Raw genomic sequence first — 19,775 nt, 5'->3', positions numbered from 1 at the left:
CGTGTCCGGGAAGCCTGGATCAAGGCCCGGGGGCGACCCCGGGCCTTTTTGCGGGCCCTCAGGCCAGTGCCGGCACGGCCGTCGGCGTGCCGTTGGAATCCAGCGCGATCATCACGAAGCGGCCGGTGGTGCAGATACGGCGATCGCCGCTGAGCGGATCCTCCGCGGTCATTTCCACTTCCACCTGCATCGAGCTGCGGCCCGTGCCCACGATGCGCGCCACCAGCTCCACCAGCTGACCAGTACGCACCGGTACGCGGAAGTTCACCTCTTCCGAGCGCGCGGTGACCACGATGCGCCGCGCGTGGCGCGACGCCACGATGAAGGCGGCCTTGTCCATCCATGCCAGCGCCTGGCCGCCGAACAGCGTGCCGAGATGGTTGGTGTGATCGGGGAATACCATTTCCAGCAGGCGGGCTTCGGGCAGGGTGGCGGACATCGAGGGTTCCGTGGCGAATGGGGAAGTCCGCCATTTTGCCGCAGTGCGGAAGCGGCAGGCGCCATGCGGGTCGACTTTTCTTGCGGGCGCAGCTCAACCTTTGGCAGGGGTGCGCCTGCGCACGAAGCATTAGCATCGGGCGTTGATGCGCTCGCGTCGCGGGCGCCGGTTTCGTTCCCTCAAGGGGTGAAAAGAAGATGAGTTCGACTATCGGCAAGACGCGCCTCGCCGGCGCGCTGGCAGCGGCGCTGCTGGTGGGCAGCACGGGCGCGATGGCGCAGACGCGCACGCTCACCGCGCAGGACTACGCGCAGGCGGAACGCTTCATGATCTACAACACCATGCCGCTGGTCGATCACGACGTGCAGCGCGTGAAATGGCTGGACGACACCCATTTCTGGTACATCGACCACGACGCCAGCGGCGACCGCGTGATGGAGATGGACACCGCCACCGGCACCGCCGCGCCGGCCTTCGACCAGGCCAAGCTCGCCGCCGCGCTGGGCAAGGCCACCGGCAAGCCGGTACCGGCCAACAAGGTGCCCCCGTACGGCTTCGACTTCAGCGTGCAGAAGGATGGCCGCTACGACATCTCGATGATGGGCAAGCACTATGTGTGCGACCTGTCCGGCGCAGGCGACTGCACCACCAAGGCGGCGGTGAAGACCGGCGACGAGCCGGGCATCGTTTCGCCCGACAAGACCAAGGAAGCCTTCGTCCGCGACTGGAACCTGTGGGTGCGCGACCTCGCCACCGGCAAGGAAACCCAGCTCACTACCGATGGCGTGAAGGACTTCGGCTACGCCACCGACAACGCGGGCTGGATCCATACCGACCGCGCCGTGGTGGACTGGTCGCCCGACTCGAAGCGGATCGCCACCTACCAGCAGGACCAGCGTGGCGTGGGCGAGATGTACACCGTGAGCACGAAGGTGGGCCACCCTGAGCTGGATGCGTGGAAATATCCGCTGCCGGGCGACAAAAAGGTGTTCATGATCGAGCCGGTGGTGGTCGACGTGGACACGCACAAAGTGGTGCGCCTGCAGCTGCCGCCGCAACAGCGCCTGTCCACCCTGGACGATGACCTCAGCTACAACAGCGACGGCCACTGGGACGACCTGCAGTGGGCGCCCGACAGCAAGACCCTCGCCATGGTCAACAGCTCGCGCGACCGCAAGCAGGCCTGGTATCGCGTGGTCAACGCCGACACCGGCGCCGTGCGCACCGCCTTCGACGAGAAGGTGGCGACTTACTACTCAAGCGGCATGGACCACGTGAACTGGCGCTACCTGCCGGATTCGCACGAGGCCATTTGGCCGTCCGAGCGCAGCGACTGGCAGAACCTCTATCTGTACGACATCAACACCGGCAAGGAGCTGCATTCCATCACCACCGGCGACGGCAACGTCATCGACGTATTGCACCTCGACCGCAAGTCGCGCGAGCTGTGGTTCATCGGTACCGGCCGCGTGGCGGGCGTGGATCCGTACTTCAAGCAGTTCTGGAAGGTGGGTGTGGATGGCGGCAAGCCCGTGCTGCTGACGCCGGAAGATGCCGACCACACCATCAGCATGTCGCCCGACGGCAAGACCTTCGTGGACAGCTATTCCACGGTCGCCACGGCGCCGGTCACCGTGCTGCGCTCCAGCGACGACGGCCACGTCATCGCCACCGTCGCCAAGGCAGATCTCTCGCGCCTGAAGGCCGCCGGTTGGGTGGCGCCGATTCCGTTCACCGTGAAGGCGCGTGACGGCAAGACGGAACTCTACGGTCAGATGTTCAAGCCGAGCCACTTCGACCCCAGCAAGAAGTACCCGATCATCGACTACGTCTACCCCGGCCCGCAGACCGGCTCGGTGCGTACCCGCAGCTTCATGCCGGCGCAGGGCGACAACCAGGCGCTGGCCGAGCTCGGCTTCATCGTGATCGCACTCGACGGCATGGGTACGCCGTGGCGTTCGGCCAGTTTCCACCACACCTGGTACGGCCAGATGGGCGACAACACGCTGCCCGACCAGGTCGCCGGCATCAAGGAACTGGCGCAGCGCTACCCGTGGATCGACATCAACCGCGTCGGCATCTGGGGCCACTCCGGCGGCGGCAACACCACCGCCGACGCGATGTTCCGCTACCCCGACTTCTTCAAGGTCGGCTGGGCCGAGAGCGGCAACCACGACAACCGCAACTACGAGAACGACTGGGGCGAGAAGTACCAGGGCCTGCTGGTGACGAACAAGGACGGCACCACCAACTACGACAACCAGGCCAACCAGGACATGGCGAAGAACCTCAAGGGCCGCCTGATGCTGGTGCACGGCTCGATCGACGACAACGTACCGTTGGGCGAAACCTTCCTGGTGGCCGATGCGCTGATCAAGGCCAACAAGGATTTCGACATGCTCATCATCCCCAACGTCCACCACGGCTACGCCGCCGCCACGCCTTATGCCACGCGCCGGCGCTGGGATTACTTCGTGCAGTACCTCGCCGGCGACACGCCGCCGAAGGAGTACGAACTGAAGAAGTTGCCGTGGTTCTGATCGCGGTCGCTTGAGCGGTACAAAGCGAAAGGCCGGGACGCGAGTCCCGGCCTTTTGTTTTGCGACACGCGGATGCGGTGCGCCCTGTTATCTGGGCAAGCCCTCAGGTGTTGCCGCCCTTGGCCAGCGTCTCGTCGATCAACTTGTCCATTTCGCCGTACGCCTTGCGGGTGATGGTCTGTTCTTGTTGGTCGAGGGCCGCTTGCTGCTTATCGATGGTGGCTTGCCGCGCATCCATGTCACGTTGATGCTGCTGCACGCTCGCCTGCATGGCGGCCTGCCTCGCTTCGATGGCGAGGCGTTGTGCCTCGATGGCTTGCTGCTGCGATTCGACCTTTTGGCGGGCGTTGTCCGCGGCAGCCTTTTGCGCGGCGGAATCCTCTGCCTGCGCGGTGGTGTCGAGGGACATACGCTCGGCGACGAGGGTGGCTTGCGAACGTGCCAATTCGGCCTGGGCACGCGCCAGCGCCGCCGAGCGCTTCGCCATTTCGGCGTCTTTCATGGCTACAGAGCGTTGTTGTGCAGCTACGCCAATCTGCTGGTGCGAAATCTCGTTGAGCGGCAGCCAGATTTGGCTTGCGCGTTCGATGGTGGCTTTGTCGTGGGTCACGTAGGTCTTGTCGCCGCGACGAAGCCACAGCAGTGGGCCACCGGTCTTGGGCAGATGCTTGATGGCCGCTGCATCGGCTTCGGTGCCGCGAATCGTGAGGCTGCTGCCGTCGAACAAGGCGAAGCCACGTTGCATGCCGGGTTCGATGTCGATGCTCACACTGTTGGCGTGGAAGCCGAAATTGGGCGCAGGGGGCGGCGGCGGTGGCGCGGGAGGAGCAGGGGGAGCAGGCGGGGGCGGGGGCGGAGGAGGCGGTGGCAGCGCTGCCGGCGGTGCGTCGGGCGCAGGCGGCGCGGGTGGTGCAGGCGGCGGCGGCGGCAGTGGCGGCGCAATGGAACTGGGCGCCGCGGGTACGGCCACGGGCGCGGCATGGTCGCCCGCCACCACGCGATACGGCAGCACGCCGATCAGGGCGACGAGCGCGACGAGCAGCCAGCCGCGCACACGCGACATGGCGGTGGTGGTCTGTTGCAGCATGGTCAGTCGCCTTTTCAGGTTGAGGAAGGTGGGGGAAGCACCGGCCAGTGCGGCATGCAGCGGATGGTGCACGCCAAGGCGCAGCAGCAGGCGGCCGTAGTCCTGCGGTGCGACGCGTTGCTGCTCCACCGCCAGCGCGTCGCAGGCGGCTTCGCGGTTGAGTGCGTATTCGCGCATCGCCCAGCGCAGCAGCGGGTGGAAGAAGAACAGGCGCGCGGCCAGTGCGGGAATCCAGCCGGACAGCAGGTCGCCGCGTTTCAGATGGGCGAGTTCGTGGGCCAGCGCCAGCGAGGCCTCGTCTGCGTCCAGCGTGCCTTGCGCCGGCCACAACACCACTGGCCGCAAGCTGCCGCTGACTTGCGGCGAGGCGATCTCGGGCGAAGCAAGCACGGCGGGCGCGCGGCGCAGACCTAGCGTATGTGCTTGCTGCGCGCAGTGCGTCAGCAGTTCGGCATCCGTCGTCGAGCGCGCGGTGCGGTGTAGGCGGCGTGTGCGGGCATGGTCCCGGATCAGTGCGGGCAGCTGTGCCAGCAGCAGCAACAGCCATGCGGCGAGCAGGGCCGAGCGCCAGTGCGTGGAGATCCAGCCGTCCTTGGCGGTGGGGGGCGCGGCAGACACCACCGCGGCCGACACGGCCATGGGACGCTGGCTGACGTGATCGAAGCCCGCGGCATCGATGATCACGTCGGCTGGCGCATGGTGTTGCGTTGCGGGGATAGGTGCTTCGACCGATACCGGCGCCAGCAGGGGCAGCCGGATCGGTGCCTGCCAGCACAGCCCCAGCAGCGACTGCAGGCCGACCAGCCACCACAATGCGCAGCGTGCGGCGGCAGGCAGGCGCGGCAGGGCGCGGACGAGCAGCGCCACGGCCGCGACCAGCAGCATTGCTTGCAGCGAAGTCCAGGCCAGTCGTTCCAGCCAGACGGAGGCCAGATGATCGAGCGTCGTCATCTCACTTCTCCTTGCGCGTGCTCTTGAGCTGTTTCACCAGCGCCTGCAGTTCAGCGAATTCGTTGTCGCTGATTTCGCCGCGTTCCGCCATCCATGCCACGAAGGGCGACACCGAGCCGCTCAGCGTGCTTTCCACGAAGCGGCCCACCGCGCTGCGCATTGCTTCGCCGGGGCCGGTGGCGGTGCTGTAGCGGTACACGCCCTGCGCCTGCCGGCGCTTGAGGTAACCCTTGGCGCGCAGGCGCTCCATCATCGTCAGCACGGTGGAGCGGGCGAGGCCCTGCGCCTCGCCGAAGCCGGAGGCCACCTCCCCCACCGAAACGGGCTCGTGAGCGGCGAGGTAATGCAGCAGGGCGAGTTCCTGGTCGCCGATGGTGGGGCGTGACATGGCGCGGCTCCGTATTGACTACACGTGTCGCCAAACTACCTCTGGCGACACGTGTAGTCAATAGGCCGCTGGGCTATTCCGCGGCAAGCCCCGGCGTTGCCTCAGGCCAGTACCGAGGCGGCGTCCACGATGAAGTGGGCGATGATGTTGACCCACAGGTTGCGCCGCCACAGGTACAGCAGCGAGAAGGCCAGGCCGCCGGTGGCGACGATCAGCTCGTGGCTCCAACCCCAGTAGGCCACATGGTCGATGGTGAACACAGTGAGGGAGAGCAGCAGTGCGACGGTGCGGCTGCCGCTCACTTCTTCGATCCGCTGCATCGCGTAGCCGCGGAACAGTACTTCCTCGGACACCGCAGCGCGCACGGTCGAAATGAAGCGCCACCAGAAGGGTGTGGCCATCAGGGCGCCGCCGTTGGCGCTCGAACCCACCGAGTCGCTCAGGTGGAGTGCCGGAAGGATGACGAAATACATCGCACCCAGCATGGCCAGCACCGCCACGCCGGCCGCCACGCCGATGAGCGTGTTGCCGACGCCGGGTGGACGGAAGCCGATGGACGACAGTGGCCGCCGTTCGACTTTGCGCACATAGAGCAGCATCGCCGCGATGTAGATCCACCAGATCGCCTCGTTGCCGAGCAGGTGCCCGATGCCTGCGAACTCGTGGTCCCAGTCGCTGAAAGGAAGGCTGACCACGCCGAGCGCGAGCAGCAGCCCGCCCAGGGTGACGAGCCAGGTGCGCCTGTCGATCGCCCTGAAGCCGGTGATGGTGGTCTGCATGGATGCCTCTGCGGGGCTGTGCATGGGGTGGGACGGGTCAGGCGCGCGCCCGGTTCGTGCGCGCGTCGCCGACGATGCGGATGAACTGGTCGATGGCCTGGGTCGTCCGCTTGCGGTCGCCGGTGCTCATCAGCTCGATGAAAAGGCCGTCGAAGACCGCAACGCACAACGTGGCGAAGGCCGGGTCGCGCTCTTGCGCAGGAAGCAGCGCGAGCACCAGTTCCGACCAGTTCGCGGTATTGCGCTGCAGGTATTGCGCGTAGACGTTCGGATTCTGGACGGCCAGGATCTGCAGTTCGTAGAGCAGCTTCAGGTACGCGAAGTTCTTCGGCGCGATCGCCCATTCCCAGAGCAGTTTCAGCGGCGGCTTGATGACGCCGCGGGTGGGCGGACGTTCCAGCAATCGCGAGAAGGATTGCCTGAGCCGCGTCTGCATGGCTTCGAGGACTTCGGCGAGCAGGCCTTCCTTCGACTCGAAGTGGTAGATCAGCAGGCGGGCGCTGGTGTGGGTGGCTGCGGCAAGCGGGCGCAGCGAAAGATCGGCCAGCCCGTGTTCGAGCAGGTAGGCGACGATGGAATCGACCAGCGCTTCTTTGCGTGTATGCATGTAACAGACGTTACGTGTAACGTCTGTTACATGTCAAGCGCTGCCTTCGGACTCAGAACGACATGTCGAAGGCGACTTCGCCCTGCACGCCCACCTGGTAGGCCGAGACGCGGCGCTCGAAGAAGTTGGTGACTTCCTGCACGTCCTGCAGATCCATGAAGTCGAACGGGTTCTTCGCGCCGTACTTCTTGGGCAGGTCGAGCTGGGTCAGGCGCTGGTCGGCGCAGTACTCGAGGTACTGGCGCATGTCCTTCACCGACAGGCCGGCCACGCCGCCGGAGAGCACGTCCTCGGCGAACTGCGTTTCGCAGGCGATGGCGTCTTCCAGCATCTCCTCGATCTGCGAGCGCATCTCGTCGTCGAACAGGTCGGGTTCTTCGGCGCGTACCTTGCGCACCACGTCGAAGGCGAACGCCATGTGGCAGCTCTCGTCGCGGAACACCCAGTTGGTGCCCGAGGCCAGGCCGTGCAGCAGCCCGCGCGAGCGCAGGAAGTACACGTAGGCGAACGCGGCGAAGAAGAACAGGCCCTCGATGCACGCGGCGAAGCAGATCAGGTTGAGCAGGAACTGGCGGCGCTGCTCGCGCGTCTCCAGCCTCTGCAGGTTCTGGATGGAATCGATCCACTTGAAGCAGAACTCGCCCTTCTGGCGGATCGACGGAATGTTCTCGATCGCCGCGAAGGCCTTGTTGCGCTCGCCCGGATCCGGAATGTAGGTGTCCAGCAGGGTGAGGTAGAACTGCACGTGCAGCGCTTCTTCGTACAGCTGGCGCGAGAGGTACATGCGCGCTTCGGGCGCGTTGATGTGCTGGTACAGGTTCAGCACCAGGTTGTTCGCCACGATGGTGTCGCCGGTGGCGAAGAACGCCACCAGGCGATGGATCAGGTGCCGGTCGGCCTCGCTCATCTTCGAGCGCAGGTCGGTGGTGTCCAGCGAGAAGTCGACCTCGTCCACCGTCCACGTGTTCTTGATCGCGTTGCGGTACATCTCGTAGAACTCGGGGTAGCGCATCGGGCGCAGGGTGAGCTCGAAGCCGGGGTCGAGAATGTGCTGGGCGCGTTCGGGTTGGGCGGACATGGGGTTTCCTTGTGTCGTAGTGCGTCCCATGTAGGCGGCGCTTCTGTTTTTTCTCGTCATTCCTGCGAAAGTAGGAATCCAGCGCTTTTCCAATCCCGCGATAGAGTCACTGGATCCCAGCTTTCGTTGGGATGACGGTGAGGTTTACTGACATGCCTCGCAGTACTCCGGGTTCTCCAGCGAGCAGAACACCGCCGCCGTCGCCTGTTCCTGGTCGGCGACAGGTGCCGGCTTGGCGGCCGGAGCGGCCGACACCGTGGTCTTGGCGATCTTGGTGGCCGGACGCGAACGCAGGTAGTAGGTGGTCTTGATGCCGGACTTCCACGCGTACATGTACATGGAGCTGAGCTGACCGATGTTCGGGTTTTCCATGAACAGGTTCAGCGACTGGCTCTGGTCGATGTACGCACCGCGGGCGGCGCCCAGGTCGATCAGCGCCTTCTGCGGCAGCTCCCACACCGTGCGGTAGATGGTGCGCAGGCGCTCGGGGATCGCGGTGATGCCCTGGATCGAACCTTCCGCCAGCTTGATGGCGTCGCGGATCTCGGACGTCCACAGCCCCAGCGTCTTCAGCTCATCGACCAGGTAGCGGTTGACGACGAGGAAGTCGCCCGACAGCGTCTCGCGCTTGAACAGGTTGCTCACCTGCGGCTCGATGCACTCGTAGCAGCCGGCGATCGACGCAATGGTTGCGGTCGGCGCGATCGCGATCAGCAGCGAGTTGCGCAGGCCCTTGGCCTTGATCGATTCGCGCAGCACATCCCAGCGCGCAGCGCCGTTTGGCGTGGCGTTGCTCCAGTAGTCGAACTGCAGCTCGCCGTTGGCGGCGCGGCTTTCCGCAAAGCCCGGGTGTGCGCCGTGTTCCATCGCCAGCTCGTTCGACTGCGACAGCGCGTTGTAATAGATCTCCTCGGCGATGCGCGTGGACAGTTCCAGCGCTTCGGCGGAGTCGAACGGCAGGCGCAGCTTGAAGAACACGTCCTGCAGGCCCATCACGCCCAGGCCCACCGGACGCCACTTGTTGTTGGCGACCTTGGCGGTGTCGATCGGGTAGAAATTGAGATCGATCACGCGATCCAGCTGGCGCACCGCGGTGCGCGCGGTGGCGGCGAGCTTGTCGAAATCGAAGCGTCCGTCGACCACGTGGCGGGACAGGTTGATCGAGCCCAGGTTGCACACCGCCGTCTCGTCGGCGTTGGTGACTTCCAGGATCTCGGTGCACAGGTTCGACAGGTGGATGACGTTTTCCGCCTTAGCCGTCTGATTGCTGGTGGCGTTGCTGCGATCCTTGAAGGTCATCCAGCCGTTGCCGGTCTGCGCCAGCGTGCGCAGCATGCGGGCGTACAGCTCGCGTGCCTTCACCTTTTTCACGGCGAGGCCGGCGGCCTCGGCTTCGCGGTAGGACTTCTCGAAGGTCTCGCCCCAGCTGTCGACGAAGTGCGGCACGACCTTGGGATCGAACAGCGACCATTCGCCGTCGGTTTCCACGCGACGCATGAATTCGTCGGGGATCCAGTTGGCCAGGTTGAGGTTGTGCGTGCGGCGGGCTTCGTCGCCGGTGTTGTCGCGCAGCTCGAGGAACTCCTCGATGTCGCCATGCCACGGCTCCAGGTACACGCAGGCCGCGCCCTTGCGCTTGCCGCCCTGGTTCACCGCCGCCACGGAGGCGTCCAGCGTCTTCAGCCACGGCACCAGACCGTTGGAATGGCCGTTGGTGCCCTTGATCAGCGAGCCGCGCGAACGCACGCGCGAGTACGCCAGGCCGATGCCGCCAGCGAACTTGCTGAGCTTGGCCACGTCGCCGTATTTCTCGTAGATCGACTCCAGCGAGTCGGCCGGCGAGTCGAGCAGGAAGCACGAGCTGAGCTGCTCGTGCGCGGTGCCCGCGTTGAACAGCGTCGGCGAGCTGGCGATGTACTCCAGCGAGGAGAGCAGGCGATAGAGTTCCAGCGTCTCGCCGATCTCGCTGCCGCCCAGCGCGCAGGCGATGCGCATGAAGAAGTGCTGCGGCGTCTCGATCACCTTGCGCAGCTGCGGGTGGCGCAGCAGGTAGCGGTCGTACACCGTGCGCAGGCCGAAATACTCGAAGCGGCGCGTAGCGAGCGGGTCGATCGCGTCGTTGAGCTTGCGCGCGTTGGTGGCGACGAAATCGCGCAGGCGGTCGTTGAGGATGCCCAGTTCGGCGCCACGCGCGATGGACTGCGAGAAGCTCTGGATTTCCTGGCCGCTCACTTCCTTGTCGATGAACGCGCCCAGCAGGCGCGCGGCGAGCTGGCCGTATTCGGGTTCTTCCGCGGTGAGCGCGGCGGCGGTGCGGATCGAGAGCTGGTCCAGCTCCTGCGTGGTGGCGCCGTCGTACAGGCCGCCGATGGTCTTCAGCGCCACGCGCAGCGGATCGACGCCGTGCAGGCCTTCGCTGCTGCGGGTCACGGCGCGCACGATCTTGTTCACGTCCACCACTTCCTGGCGACCGTTGCGCTTGGTCACGCGCATCTGGCCGGGGTTGTGCGGCGGGGTCAGGGCAAAGGCTTCGCCGGCGGAGGCCGGGGTTTCGGCGGGAAGCGGGGACGACTCCGCGCGCGCAGCGGAACGCTCGCGGGTATCGGTATCGAGAGGCTGCATGTCGGTGGCTCCAGACCGTGGCGATCAACTGCCTGCTCCCGCGCGCAGGGCTGATGCAGTGGCTGCTCGCGGACGGTCGCCCATCGGGCCAGCGGCCCGACGATCCGACGCGCCTCCCCGCGGAAGCCGCCACCACTCGGCACAGCGCTACGGCCGTGCCGCGTCGGCAGGTCTTCGGACTCGTGGACGTGGGCTTTCGCCCGCCTACTGGTCTCCGCTTCCCGATCGCTGTGGATCAGTGCGCTATCGAGACGTTCGTTTCCACTTACCGCTGCGGGGCAGTTCCGGATTCGCACCGGATTCCCTTTTGAGCCCGGCCGACGATCGCGTCTGGCAGGGCACCGACAAGCACAACATATCGTGATGATCGGGAGGGGTCAACCCAATAAATTGTGTAAAAGCCGTGGATAAGTGCCGCCGGCCGCATCCGGCTGCCAGGTGCGGCCGCCATGAAGTTGTGGTGCGTCAACACCCAGGCCGGGTTATGTTTCACCTGCTTTCGAATAATGTCGAATCGAAGGAGGGGTCATGAAGTCCTTCACTGCCTGGCTGGGCCTGGGATGGTTGCTTTGCTGCGGGCCGCTGTCGGCTGCCGTGGCGCCGGCATCTAGTGCCGCACTGGCAAGCACGCCGCCCATGGGCTGGAACAGCTGGAATCATTTCGGGGCGGATGTGACGGACGCGGACATCCGGCGCACCGCCGACGAGCTGGTGTCCAGCGGCATGGCGGCCGCCGGCTACCGCTACGTGATCATCGACGACGGCTGGCAGGGGCAGCGCGACGCCCAGGGTGTGCTGCATCCCAACGCCAAGTTCCCCGACATGAAGGCGCTGGCCGACTACGTGCACTCCAAGGGGCTGAAGTTCGGCATCTATTCCTCGCCAGGCGAGAAGACCTGCGGCGGCTACGCGGGCAGCCTGGGACACGAGGCGCAGGACGCACGCCAGTTCGCCAGCTGGGGCGTGGACTACCTGAAGTACGACCTGTGCAGCTTCCGGCGGCATATGGACGGCAAGTCCGAAGCCGAGCAGACCGCGATGATGAAGGCGGCCTACCGCCTGATGCGCCAGCAGCTGGATGCCACCGGCCGTCCCATCGTGTACGCGCTGTGCAACTACGGCTGGGGCCGCGTGTGGGAATGGGGCGCCGAGGTGGGCGGCAATCTGTGGCGCACCACCGACGACATCCGGGCCAACTACGCAAGCATGATGTTCAACGCCAATGCGCAGTTGGGCCTGCAACGCTACGCGGGTCCGGGCCACTGGAACGACGCCGACATGCTGGAGATCGGCAACAAGGGCTTGGACAAGCCGGAAACCGAACGCACGCACATGACGCTGTGGGCCATGCTTGCCGCGCCGCTGATCGCCGGCAACGACTTGTCGGCCATGAGTGCGGATACGCGCGAGGTGCTCACCAACAAGGAAGTGCTGGCGATTGACCAGGACCCGCGCGGCATGCCGGGCAACCGTGTGATGCAGGAAGGGCCGATCCAGCTATGGGTGCGTCCGCTGGCCGACGGCACGCTGGCGGTGGCCCTGGTGAATACGCTCAATCATTCCCTGGGCGCCGCGCTGGACTTCAAGGCACTGGGCCTGCACGGCACAGTGCCGGCGCGCGACCTGTGGCAGCACCGTGATCTCGGCCGTATCGACGCCACGCACAGCTTCGACGTGCCGTCCCTGGGCGTCGTGCTGCTGAAACTGGGCGAGCCGGCCGGGCATTGAGCGGGCCGGATCGGGGTGCGTGTTACAGCGCGTCCTGGTCCAGTTCGCCGGTGCGGATGCGGATCACTTGCTCCAGCGGGCTCACGAAGATCTTGCCGTCGCCGATCTTGCCGGTGCGGGCCGAGTTCTGGATCGCCTCCAGCACGCGGTCCAGCTGCTCGTCGGCCACGGCGGCTTCCAGCTTGATCTTGGGCAGGAAGTCGACCACGTATTCGGCGCCGCGGTACAGCTCCGTATGGCCCTTCTGCCGGCCGAAGCCCTTCACCTCGGTCACGGTGATGCCTTGCACGCCGACTTCGGCCAGCGCCTCGCGCACGTCGTCGAGCTTGAATGGCTTGATGATCGCCACGACCAGCTTCATGGGGATTCCTCGGGCAGGGACACCGCGACGCGATGCGGACCGACATTCTGCCTTTCCGCCCCGCCTCTGTCGCGGGGCGGATACCATGTAGGGTAACCCCTACACGAAATCGCGGAGCCGGCCGATGGCATCCCACTCGCTCGTTCACCAATATTCCTCCCCGACAAGTTCGAGGCGCCATCCATGACGGACGGGCTGGATATTGAGCAGCTGGCACGACGCCTGGCTGCGTTGGTTCCGCCAGGAGTGGCGCAGGCGCAGCAGGATCTGCGGGCCAACTTCCACGATGTCCTGGCACAGGGATTGCGCCGCCTCGATCTGGTCACCCGCGAGGAGTTCGACGTCCAGAGCCAGGTGCTTACGCGCACCCGCGCCAAGGTCGAGGAACTGGAGCGGCGCGTGGCCGAACTTGAGGCCGCCGCCCAGCGCGGGGACTGAAGCCTCCCGGGATCGTTCGATCCGTTGCCGCGCCGCGTGCCGGCGTTTGTCGGGTGGTTTGACCATGACCTGACGTCGCGCACGGAGTGGCTCGATGCGGATGCACGACAGTGGTTCCCATGCGGACCGTCAGTGGATGGCCGCATGAGCCTCGCGGTTACCCTCAGCCGCGCCCAGGAAGGCATCGCCGCACCGCAGGTGATGGTCGAAGTGCATCTTTCCGGCGGCCTGCCGGCCACCAGTATCGTGGGCCTGCCCGAAGCCGCCGTACGCGAGGCGCGTGACCGCGTGCGCGTGGCGATCCAGAACACCGCCTTCGAATACCCCGGCCGCAAGGTCACCGTGAATCTGGCCCCGGCCGAGTTGCCCAAGGACGGCGGCCGCTTCGACCTGCCGATCGCGCTGGGCATCCTTGCCGCCAGCGGCCAGGTGCCGCGCGAGAAGCTCGACGATTGCGAGTTCCTAGGCGAACTGGCGCTGAGCGGTTCGCTGCGCAGCGTTTCCGGCGTGCTTCCCGCGCTGCTGCGTGCGCGGGCGCGCGGACGCAAGGTGGTGGTGCCGCGTGCCAATGCAGCCGAAGCGGCGCTGGTTTCCGAAGTGGACGTGCGCGTGGCCGACACGCTGGCCGAGGTCTGCGGGTGGTTGCGGGGTGCGCAGGATCTGGCCACGCCCACTGGGGTCGATGCCGAAGGCGGCATCTACGACGGCCCGGACCTGCGCGACGTGCGCGGGCAGCTGCAGGCGCGGCGCGCGCTGGAGATCGCCGCGGTCGGCGGCCATCACCTGCTGATGGTGGGACCGCCCGGCACCGGCAAGACCATGCTGGCCGAACGCTTGCCTGGCATCCTGCCGCCGCTGTCCGAATCCGAGGCGCTGGAGACTTGTGCGGTGTTGTCGGTGGCCGGCCAGTCCACCGATCTCGCACGCTGGCGGCGGCGGCCATTCCGGGCACCGCACCACACCGCCTCGGCGGTGGCGCTGGTGGGCGGCGGCTCGCAGCCGCGGCCGGGCGAGATCTCGCTGGCGCACAACGGCGTACTGTTCCTCGACGAATTGCCCGAGTTCACCCGGCACGTGCTGGAAGTGCTGCGCGAACCGCTGGAATCCGGCCACATCGTGGTGTCGCGCGCGGCGCGGCAATCCATCTTCCCGGCCCAGTTCCAGCTGGTGGCGGCGATGAATCCCTGCCCCTGCGGTTACGCGGGCGATACGCGGCGGCGTTGCCAATGCACGCCGGAGCAGATCCAGCGCTACCGGGCCCGCATTTCCGGGCCGCTGCTGGATCGCATCGATCTCACGGTCGAGGTGCCGCCCCTGCCGTTGCGCGAGATGGACACGGCGCGTGGCCCGCGCGACGAGGATTCCGCCACGGTGCGGGCCCGCGTTTTCAATGCACGGCGTCATGCGCTGATGCGCGCGGGACGGCCGAACGCGGAGATCAGCCATCGCGAACTGGAGCGCGACTGCGCGCTGGGGCCGGCCGAAAGGCGCTGGTACGAACAGGCGCTGGAGAGGCTGGGCCAGTCCGCGCGCGCCTACCATCGGATATTGCGCGTGGCGCGCACCATCGCCGACATCGATGGCGGCGCGGCCCTGCTTGAGCGCGAGCATCTTGCCGAGGCGTTGCAATATCGCCGCTTCTGACGGGCGCATCAGGGATGCGTGGCCGGGTCCTTGAGCCCGTCCTGGATGGGCTGTCTGGACGCGTCGCTCGGCGGCGTGTTCCGATAAAGGTCCGCAACGCAGACCAAGGATCGCGATGAGCATCGAACCGGGCCTCGTGCTGACCGGCATGCTGGTGATCGGCTTCCTGTGCCAGTGGCTGGCATGGCGGGCGAAGCTGCCGGCGATCGTGTTTCTGCTGCTGGCCGGCCTCTTGCTGGGGCCGATGCTCGGTCTGTTGCGACCGGATGCCCTGCTGGGCGATCTGTTGTTTCCCATGGTGTCGCTGGCGGTGGCGCTGATCCTGTTCGAAGGCAGCCTCACGCTGCGCTTCCACGAGCTGCCCGGCATTGGCGGCGTGGTGCGCGGGCTGGTGAGCTATGGCGCGTTGCTCGCCTTGCTGCTGCTGGCCGCGGCCGCGCACCTGGTGGCCGCACTGGCGTGGCCGATCGCATTCCTGTTCGGTGCGCTCACGTGTGTCACCGGACCTACCGTGATCGCGCCGATGCTGCGCACGCTGCAGCCGAACGCCCGCATCGCCAATGCGCTGCGCTGGGAAGGCATCGTGATCGACCCGCTGGGCGCCTTGTTCGCGGTGCTGATCTACGAAGTGGTGGTGTCGCGCAAGGAAGGCCACGCGCTCAGCGTGTTCCTCGGCACTGTGCTGTGCGGTGTAGCGGTGGGCGCGCTGGCGGCGTGGCTGTTGGGCCTGCTGCTGCGGCGCCAGCTGATTCCCGAATACCTGCAGAACTTCGGCGTGCTGGCCGTGGTGTTGCTGGCTTTCACGCTTTCCAATTGGCTGGCACACGACTCGGGCCTGCTTACCGTGACGATCATGGGTATCGCGCTGGGCAACATGCGCGATGTGCATGTCGACGACATCCTCGACTTCAAGGAGCACCTCACCACCTTGCTGGTGTCGTTGCTGTTCATCCTGCTGGCAGCGCGGTTGCCGTGGCCGCTGCCAGGCGACCTGCTGTGGAAAGGCGCGGTGATCTTCCTCATCGCGCAGTTCCTGGTGCGGCCGCTCAGCGTGCTGGTGGCCAGCCTGGGTAGCGGGTTGAGTTGGCGCGAGCGTGCGCTGATCGGCTGGGTGGCGCCGCGCGGCATCGTGGCGGCCTCGGTGTCGGCCCTGTTCGCGCTGCGGTTGCAGGCGCTGGGCGTGGCGGGTGCCCAGGCGCTGGTGCCGCTGGTGTTCATCCTCATCATCGGCACCGTGGTCCTGCAGAGCGCCACGGCGCGGCCCTTGGCGCTGTGGCTGAAGGTGGCCGATCCCGAGCCGCGCGGCGTGCTGATCTTCGGTTCCGACGCGGTGGCGCGCGGCGTAGGCATGGCGCTGCACGAAGCGGGTTTCCGCGTAGTGCTGGCGGACGACGACCACGACGGTATCCGGCGGGCACGCATGGAAGGGTTGAACACCTTTTTCGGCAATCCGGCCTCGACGCATGCGGAGCGCAATCTCGATCTCGCCGGCATCGGCCGCCTGCTGGCGATGTCCGTGCACCGCGAACGCAACACGCTGGCCTGCGTGCATTACCGGCAGGAGTTCGGCCGCACCAAGGTCTACCGCCTGCGCGTGCTCGCGCCGGAAGAGAATACCGACCGCGCCGCGCTGGCCGACAAGCTGCTGGCGCCGCCGCTGTTCGACGAAGCGATGACGCACGCGCGTTTCGCGGATCTGCTCGCACGCGGCTGGCGCATCAAGACCACGCGGCTCAGCGCCGCGTTCGACTGGTCGCGCTTCATCGAGGAGTACGGGCCGGACAGCGTGCTGCTGTTCGGCGTGGAAGAGAAAGGCGCGTTGCGTGTGGCCTCGACCAAGCGCGAACTGGAGCCGAGGCCGGGCTGGACGGTGATTGCCCTGGTGCCTCCGCTGGAACAGGATGTGGGATGAGGAAGAGCGGCAAGCGGGAGAGGAAATGCCAAGACAGGTGTACCTCGCATTCCCTCTTTCCCCGCCGCCGATTGCTACGCCCTCGTTTTCTCACGCCGCCGCATGGCGCGCGAATTGCGCTTCTTCCGTCGACCCCTTCAATGCCGTGGTCGACGACTGTCCCTGCTGGATCGCCTGCGTCACCGCGTCGAAGTAGCCTGTGCCCACCTCGCGCTGGTGCTTCACCGCGGTGAAGCCGCGCTCGGCGGCGGCGAACTCTCTTTCCTGCAGTTCCACGAAGGCGCTCATCTGGCGGCGCGCGTAGCCGTGCGCCAGGTCGAACATGCCGTAGTTGAGGCTGTGGAAACCGGCCAGCGTGATGAACTGGAACTTGTAGCCCATCGCGCCCAGTTCGCGCTGGAATTTCGCGATGGTGCTGTCGTCGAGGTTCTTCTTCCAGTTGAAGCTGGGCGAACAGTTGTAGGCGAGCAGCTTGCCGGGGAACTGCTGGTGGATCGCTTCGGCGAACTGCCGCGCCTCTTCCAGGTTCGGCTTGCTGGTCTCGCACCACACCAGGTCGGCGTAGGGCGCGTAGGCGAGGCCGCGGCTGATCGCCTGGGCCAGTCCGGCGCGCACGCGGAAGAAACCCTCGACGGTGCGTTCGCCGGTGACGAAGGGCTTGTCGTTGTCGTCGATGTCGGAGGTGAGCAGGTCGGCGGCATCGGCATCGGTGCGCGCCACGATCAGGGTGGGCACGCCGGCCACGTCGGCGGCGAGGCGCGCGGCGGTGAGCTTGTCCACCGCTTCGCGGGTGGGCACCAGCACCTTGCCGCCCATGTGGCCGCACTTCTTCACGCTGGCGAGCTGGTCCTCGAAATGCACGCCGGCGGCGCCGGCCTCGATCATCGCCTTCATCAGCTCGAAGGCGTTGAGCACGCCGCCGAAGCCGGCCTCGGCATCGGCCACGATGGGCGCCAGCCAGTCGACGCCGTCCTGGCCCTCGGCGTGGTGCAGCTGGTCGGCGCGCAGCAGGGTGTTGTTGATGCGCTTCACCACCTGCGGCACGGAGTTCGCGGGGTAGAGCGACTGGTCGGGATACATCTCGCCGGCGAGGTTGGCATCGGCGGCGACCTGCCAGCCCGAGAGGTAGATGGCCTTCAGGCCGGCCTTCACCTGCTGCATCGCCTGGTTGCCGGTGAGCGCGCCCAGCGCGTTGACGAAGTCCTCTTCGTGCAGGCTCTTCCACAGACGCTCGGCGCCATGGCGAGCCAGCGAGTGCTCGACGGCCACGGTGCCGCGCAGGCGCACCACGTCGGCAGCGCCGTAGTTGCGGCGGATGCCGGCCCAGCGGGGGTTGTTGTTCCAGTCGAGTTCGAGCTGTTCGACGGTGGGCAGATGAGTCTTCATGGCGTGGCTCCGGTGAATGCGAGGCTGTAAAACTTCGGGTGTCGTTGCCGTTCGTCCTGGGCGTAGGCCAGCAGAGTCGGAGTCGAAGGGATCGGACGCTTCGACTCCGCTTGCTGTCGCAAGCTGCGCTCAGTGCGAACGGGATCCGTGGGCTGAGGGTTGTCGCAAATCAGGCATCACGAAGCGGCGTTCGCTTCTCTGGTGGATTCAGGCGAGCTGTTCGTACGCGGGCAGCGTGAGGAAATCGGCCAGTGCGTCGGCGTGGATCAGTTCGCGCAGCAGCCGTGCGGCGGCGTCCACGCGCGCCGCGCCGGGCACGTCGCTGTCGCGCAGGCGATGGGCGTGCGTGGCCAGCGCGTGGTCGAACAGCGCGAAGTCGATCGACGCGTGGTCGGGAAACTCCAGCTTGCCGTGATGCAGCCACTGCCATAGCTGCGCGCGGGCGATCTCGGCGGTGGCGGCGTCTTCCATCAGGTGATGGATGGGCACGCAGCCCTGGCCGTCCAGCCATGCGGCCGTGTAGCGCAGGCAGACCTCGACGTTGTTGTCGAAGCCGGCGCGGGTGATGGTGCCCGGGCACGGCGCGAGCAGCTGCTCGCGGCCCACGCGCACGTCGTCGCGCTCCACGTCGCGCTGGTTCGGCTCGGGCATGTATTCGTCGAACACCGCCTGCGCCACCGGCACCAGCGCGGGGTGCGCCACCCAGGTGCCGTCGTGGCCGGCCTTCACTTCGCGCAGCTTGTCGGCGCGCACCTTGGCCAGCGCGGCTTCGTTGGCGGCCGCGTCGCCCTTGATCGGGATCTGTGCCGCCATCCCGCCCATCGCGAACGCGCCGCGCCGGTGGCAGGTCTGGATCAGCAGCTCCGAATACGCCTTGAGGAACGGCACCGTCATCAGCACCTGGCCGCGCTCGGGCAGCAGGCGGTCGCGATGGCCGCGCAGGGTCTTCAGGTAGGAAAAGATGTAATCCCAGCGCCCGCAGTTGAGGCCCACGGCGCGCGACTGCAGCGCATGCAGGATCTCGTGCATCTGAAACGCGGCGGGCAGCGTCTCGATCAGCACGGTCACCTTCATGCTGCCGGGCGGCAGGTCCAGTTCGGTTTCCGCATGCGTCATCACCGCATCCCACAGCGCGGCCTCCTCCATGCATTCCAGCTTGGGCAGGTAGAAATAGGGGCCGAGGTCGCGACGTTGCAGGGCGCGTGCGTTGTGGAAGGCGTACAGGCCGAAGTCCACCAGCGCGCCAGCCATGGTTTCGCCGTCCACCGTGATGTGGCGTTCGGGCAGGTGCCAGCCGCGCGGGCGCACCACCAGCACCGCCGGATTCGCGCCCACGCGGTAGTGCTTGCCCTCGGGCGAGGTGTAGTCCAGCTTGCCGGCGACCGCGTCGCGCAGGCTGAGCTGGCCGTCCAGCTGGTTGGCGAAGCTGGGCGCGGAGGAATCCTCGAAGTCCGCCATGAACACCTTCGCGCCGGAGTTCAGCGCGTTGATGATCATCTTGCGCTCCACCGGCCCGGTGATCTCCACGCGGCGGTCGCGCAGCGCGGGCGGGATCGGGCCGACGGTCCATTCCGATTCGCGGATCGCGGCGGTGTCGGTGCGGAAATCCGGCAGCTCGCCGGCGTCCCAGCGCGCCTGCCGTTCGCGGCGGGCGGCCAGCAACTCGCGGCGGCGGCCGTCGAAGCGGTGGTGCAGATCGGCCAGGAAGGCCAGCGCCTGCGGGTCGAGGACCTCCCGCTGGGCGGGGCTGGGCTGACCGTGCAGCTGCACGGCTTCGGTGGCGAGGCGTTCGCGGGGCATGGCCATGGGTGGCTC

At 66.8% G+C, this 19,775-nt stretch carries 15 protein-coding genes and 1 riboswitch; of the genes, 5 read left to right on the top strand and 10 right to left on the bottom strand.

The window, feature by feature from the left end; genetic code table 11:
* Positions 1–58 precede the first annotated feature (58 nt).
* Positions 59–439 carry an acyl-CoA thioesterase gene (locus tag IHE46_RS02785; protein WP_192163066.1) on the bottom strand — a complete coding sequence of 127 codons (381 nt, stop codon included), beginning with the start codon at positions 437–439 and terminating at the stop codon, positions 59–61.
* 197 nt (positions 440–636) lie between these two features.
* On the opposite strand from IHE46_RS02785, the gene IHE46_RS02780 reads away from it, so the two are divergent.
* On the top strand, positions 637–2,979 hold the full coding sequence (locus tag IHE46_RS02780) for a S9 family peptidase (protein ID WP_192163065.1): 2,343 nt from the start codon (positions 637–639) through the stop codon (positions 2,977–2,979).
* Between the two features lie 103 nt (positions 2,980–3,082).
* Here IHE46_RS02780 and IHE46_RS02775 read toward each other — a convergent pair whose 3' ends face one another.
* From IHE46_RS02775 to IHE46_RS02750, 6 genes are all read right to left on the bottom strand, one after another.
* On the bottom strand, positions 3,083–5,017 hold the full coding sequence (locus IHE46_RS02775; RefSeq protein WP_192163064.1) for a M56 family metallopeptidase: 1,935 nt from the start codon (positions 5,015–5,017) through the stop codon (positions 3,083–3,085).
* A gap of 1 nt (position 5,018) precedes the next feature.
* The gene (locus tag IHE46_RS02770; RefSeq protein ID WP_192163063.1) at positions 5,019–5,405 is read right to left on the bottom strand and encodes a BlaI/MecI/CopY family transcriptional regulator; all 387 of its coding nucleotides are present in this window, start codon (positions 5,403–5,405) and stop codon (positions 5,019–5,021) included.
* 101 nt (positions 5,406–5,506) lie between these two features.
* The gene (locus IHE46_RS02765) at positions 5,507–6,184 is read right to left on the bottom strand and encodes a CPBP family intramembrane glutamic endopeptidase (RefSeq protein ID WP_192163062.1); all 678 of its coding nucleotides are present in this window, start codon (positions 6,182–6,184) and stop codon (positions 5,507–5,509) included.
* A gap of 37 nt (positions 6,185–6,221) precedes the next feature.
* Positions 6,222–6,791 (bottom strand): TetR/AcrR family transcriptional regulator, encoded by a 570-nt coding sequence (locus IHE46_RS02760; RefSeq protein WP_192163061.1) that lies wholly within the window; start codon positions 6,789–6,791, stop codon positions 6,222–6,224.
* A 52-nt stretch (positions 6,792–6,843) separates the two neighbouring features.
* The gene (locus IHE46_RS02755; protein ID WP_192163060.1) at positions 6,844–7,869 is read right to left on the bottom strand and encodes a ribonucleotide-diphosphate reductase subunit beta; all 1,026 of its coding nucleotides are present in this window, start codon (positions 7,867–7,869) and stop codon (positions 6,844–6,846) included.
* 144 nt (positions 7,870–8,013) lie between these two features.
* Positions 8,014–10,491, bottom strand: a complete 2,478-nt coding sequence (locus IHE46_RS02750; protein ID WP_192163059.1) for a ribonucleoside-diphosphate reductase subunit alpha — start codon at positions 10,489–10,491, stop codon at positions 8,014–8,016.
* A 147-nt stretch (positions 10,492–10,638) separates the two neighbouring features.
* A riboswitch (cobalamin riboswitch) is annotated at positions 10,639–10,852 on the bottom strand.
* Between the two features lie 167 nt (positions 10,853–11,019).
* On the opposite strand from IHE46_RS02750, the gene IHE46_RS02745 reads away from it, so the two are divergent.
* The gene (locus IHE46_RS02745) at positions 11,020–12,219 is read left to right on the top strand and encodes a glycoside hydrolase family 27 protein (protein WP_192163058.1); all 1,200 of its coding nucleotides are present in this window, start codon (positions 11,020–11,022) and stop codon (positions 12,217–12,219) included.
* A 22-nt stretch (positions 12,220–12,241) separates the two neighbouring features.
* Here IHE46_RS02745 and glnK read toward each other — a convergent pair whose 3' ends face one another.
* A complete protein-coding gene (glnK, locus tag IHE46_RS02740) occupies positions 12,242–12,580 on the bottom strand; it encodes a P-II family nitrogen regulator (protein WP_192163057.1) in 339 nt (112 codons plus the stop codon).
* A 183-nt stretch (positions 12,581–12,763) separates the two neighbouring features.
* On the opposite strand from glnK, the gene IHE46_RS02735 reads away from it, so the two are divergent.
* The 3 genes from IHE46_RS02735 to IHE46_RS02725 all read left to right on the top strand — a co-directional run bounded on the left by IHE46_RS02735 (position 12,764) and on the right by IHE46_RS02725 (position 16,574).
* On the top strand, positions 12,764–13,018 hold the full coding sequence (locus IHE46_RS02735) for an accessory factor UbiK family protein (protein WP_192163056.1): 255 nt from the start codon (positions 12,764–12,766) through the stop codon (positions 13,016–13,018).
* A gap of 144 nt (positions 13,019–13,162) precedes the next feature.
* Positions 13,163–14,662, top strand: a complete 1,500-nt coding sequence (locus tag IHE46_RS02730) for a YifB family Mg chelatase-like AAA ATPase (protein WP_192163055.1) — start codon at positions 13,163–13,165, stop codon at positions 14,660–14,662.
* Between the two features lie 115 nt (positions 14,663–14,777).
* On the top strand, positions 14,778–16,574 hold the full coding sequence (locus tag IHE46_RS02725) for a sodium:proton antiporter (protein ID WP_192163054.1): 1,797 nt from the start codon (positions 14,778–14,780) through the stop codon (positions 16,572–16,574).
* 90 nt (positions 16,575–16,664) lie between these two features.
* Here IHE46_RS02725 and aceA read toward each other — a convergent pair whose 3' ends face one another.
* Both aceA and aceB read right to left on the bottom strand, forming a co-directional pair.
* Entirely contained in the window at positions 16,665–17,960 is a 1,296-nt protein-coding gene (gene aceA / locus IHE46_RS02720) for an isocitrate lyase (protein WP_192163053.1), read from the bottom strand.
* Positions 17,961–18,167: 207 nt separating this feature from the next.
* Entirely contained in the window at positions 18,168–19,766 is a 1,599-nt protein-coding gene (aceB, locus tag IHE46_RS02715) for a malate synthase A (RefSeq protein ID WP_192163052.1), read from the bottom strand.
* Between the last annotated feature and the right edge of the window lie 9 nt (positions 19,767–19,775).

It is taken from the genome of Rhodanobacter sp. DHG33 (assembly GCF_014843005.1).
Classification (GTDB): domain Bacteria; phylum Pseudomonadota; class Gammaproteobacteria; order Xanthomonadales; family Rhodanobacteraceae; genus Rhodanobacter_A.
This window is presented reverse-complemented; position numbering and strand designations above follow the sequence as displayed.

Coding starts and splice junctions, on each gene's coding strand:
- aceB (WP_192163052.1), bottom strand. CDS start 19,766: ATGGCCATGCCCCGCGAACGCCTCGCCACCGAAGCCGTGCAGCTGCAC.
- IHE46_RS02755 (WP_192163060.1), bottom strand. CDS start 7,869: ATGTCCGCCCAACCCGAACGCGCCCAGCACATTCTCGACCCCGGCTTC.
- IHE46_RS02760 (WP_192163061.1), bottom strand. CDS start 6,791: ATGCATACACGCAAAGAAGCGCTGGTCGATTCCATCGTCGCCTACCTG.
- IHE46_RS02725 (WP_192163054.1), top strand. CDS start 14,778: ATGAGCATCGAACCGGGCCTCGTGCTGACCGGCATGCTGGTGATCGGC.
- aceA (WP_192163053.1), bottom strand. CDS start 17,960: ATGAAGACTCATCTGCCCACCGTCGAACAGCTCGAACTCGACTGGAAC.
- IHE46_RS02765 (WP_192163062.1), bottom strand. CDS start 6,184: ATGCAGACCACCATCACCGGCTTCAGGGCGATCGACAGGCGCACCTGG.
- IHE46_RS02730 (WP_192163055.1), top strand. CDS start 13,163: ATGAGCCTCGCGGTTACCCTCAGCCGCGCCCAGGAAGGCATCGCCGCA.
- IHE46_RS02785 (WP_192163066.1), bottom strand. CDS start 439: ATGTCCGCCACCCTGCCCGAAGCCCGCCTGCTGGAAATGGTATTCCCC.
- IHE46_RS02780 (WP_192163065.1), top strand. CDS start 637: ATGAGTTCGACTATCGGCAAGACGCGCCTCGCCGGCGCGCTGGCAGCG.
- IHE46_RS02750 (WP_192163059.1), bottom strand. CDS start 10,491: ATGCAGCCTCTCGATACCGATACCCGCGAGCGTTCCGCTGCGCGCGCG.
- IHE46_RS02735 (WP_192163056.1), top strand. CDS start 12,764: ATGACGGACGGGCTGGATATTGAGCAGCTGGCACGACGCCTGGCTGCG.
- glnK (WP_192163057.1), bottom strand. CDS start 12,580: ATGAAGCTGGTCGTGGCGATCATCAAGCCATTCAAGCTCGACGACGTG.
- IHE46_RS02770 (WP_192163063.1), bottom strand. CDS start 5,405: ATGTCACGCCCCACCATCGGCGACCAGGAACTCGCCCTGCTGCATTAC.
- IHE46_RS02775 (WP_192163064.1), bottom strand. CDS start 5,017: ATGACGACGCTCGATCATCTGGCCTCCGTCTGGCTGGAACGACTGGCC.
- IHE46_RS02745 (WP_192163058.1), top strand. CDS start 11,020: ATGAAGTCCTTCACTGCCTGGCTGGGCCTGGGATGGTTGCTTTGCTGC.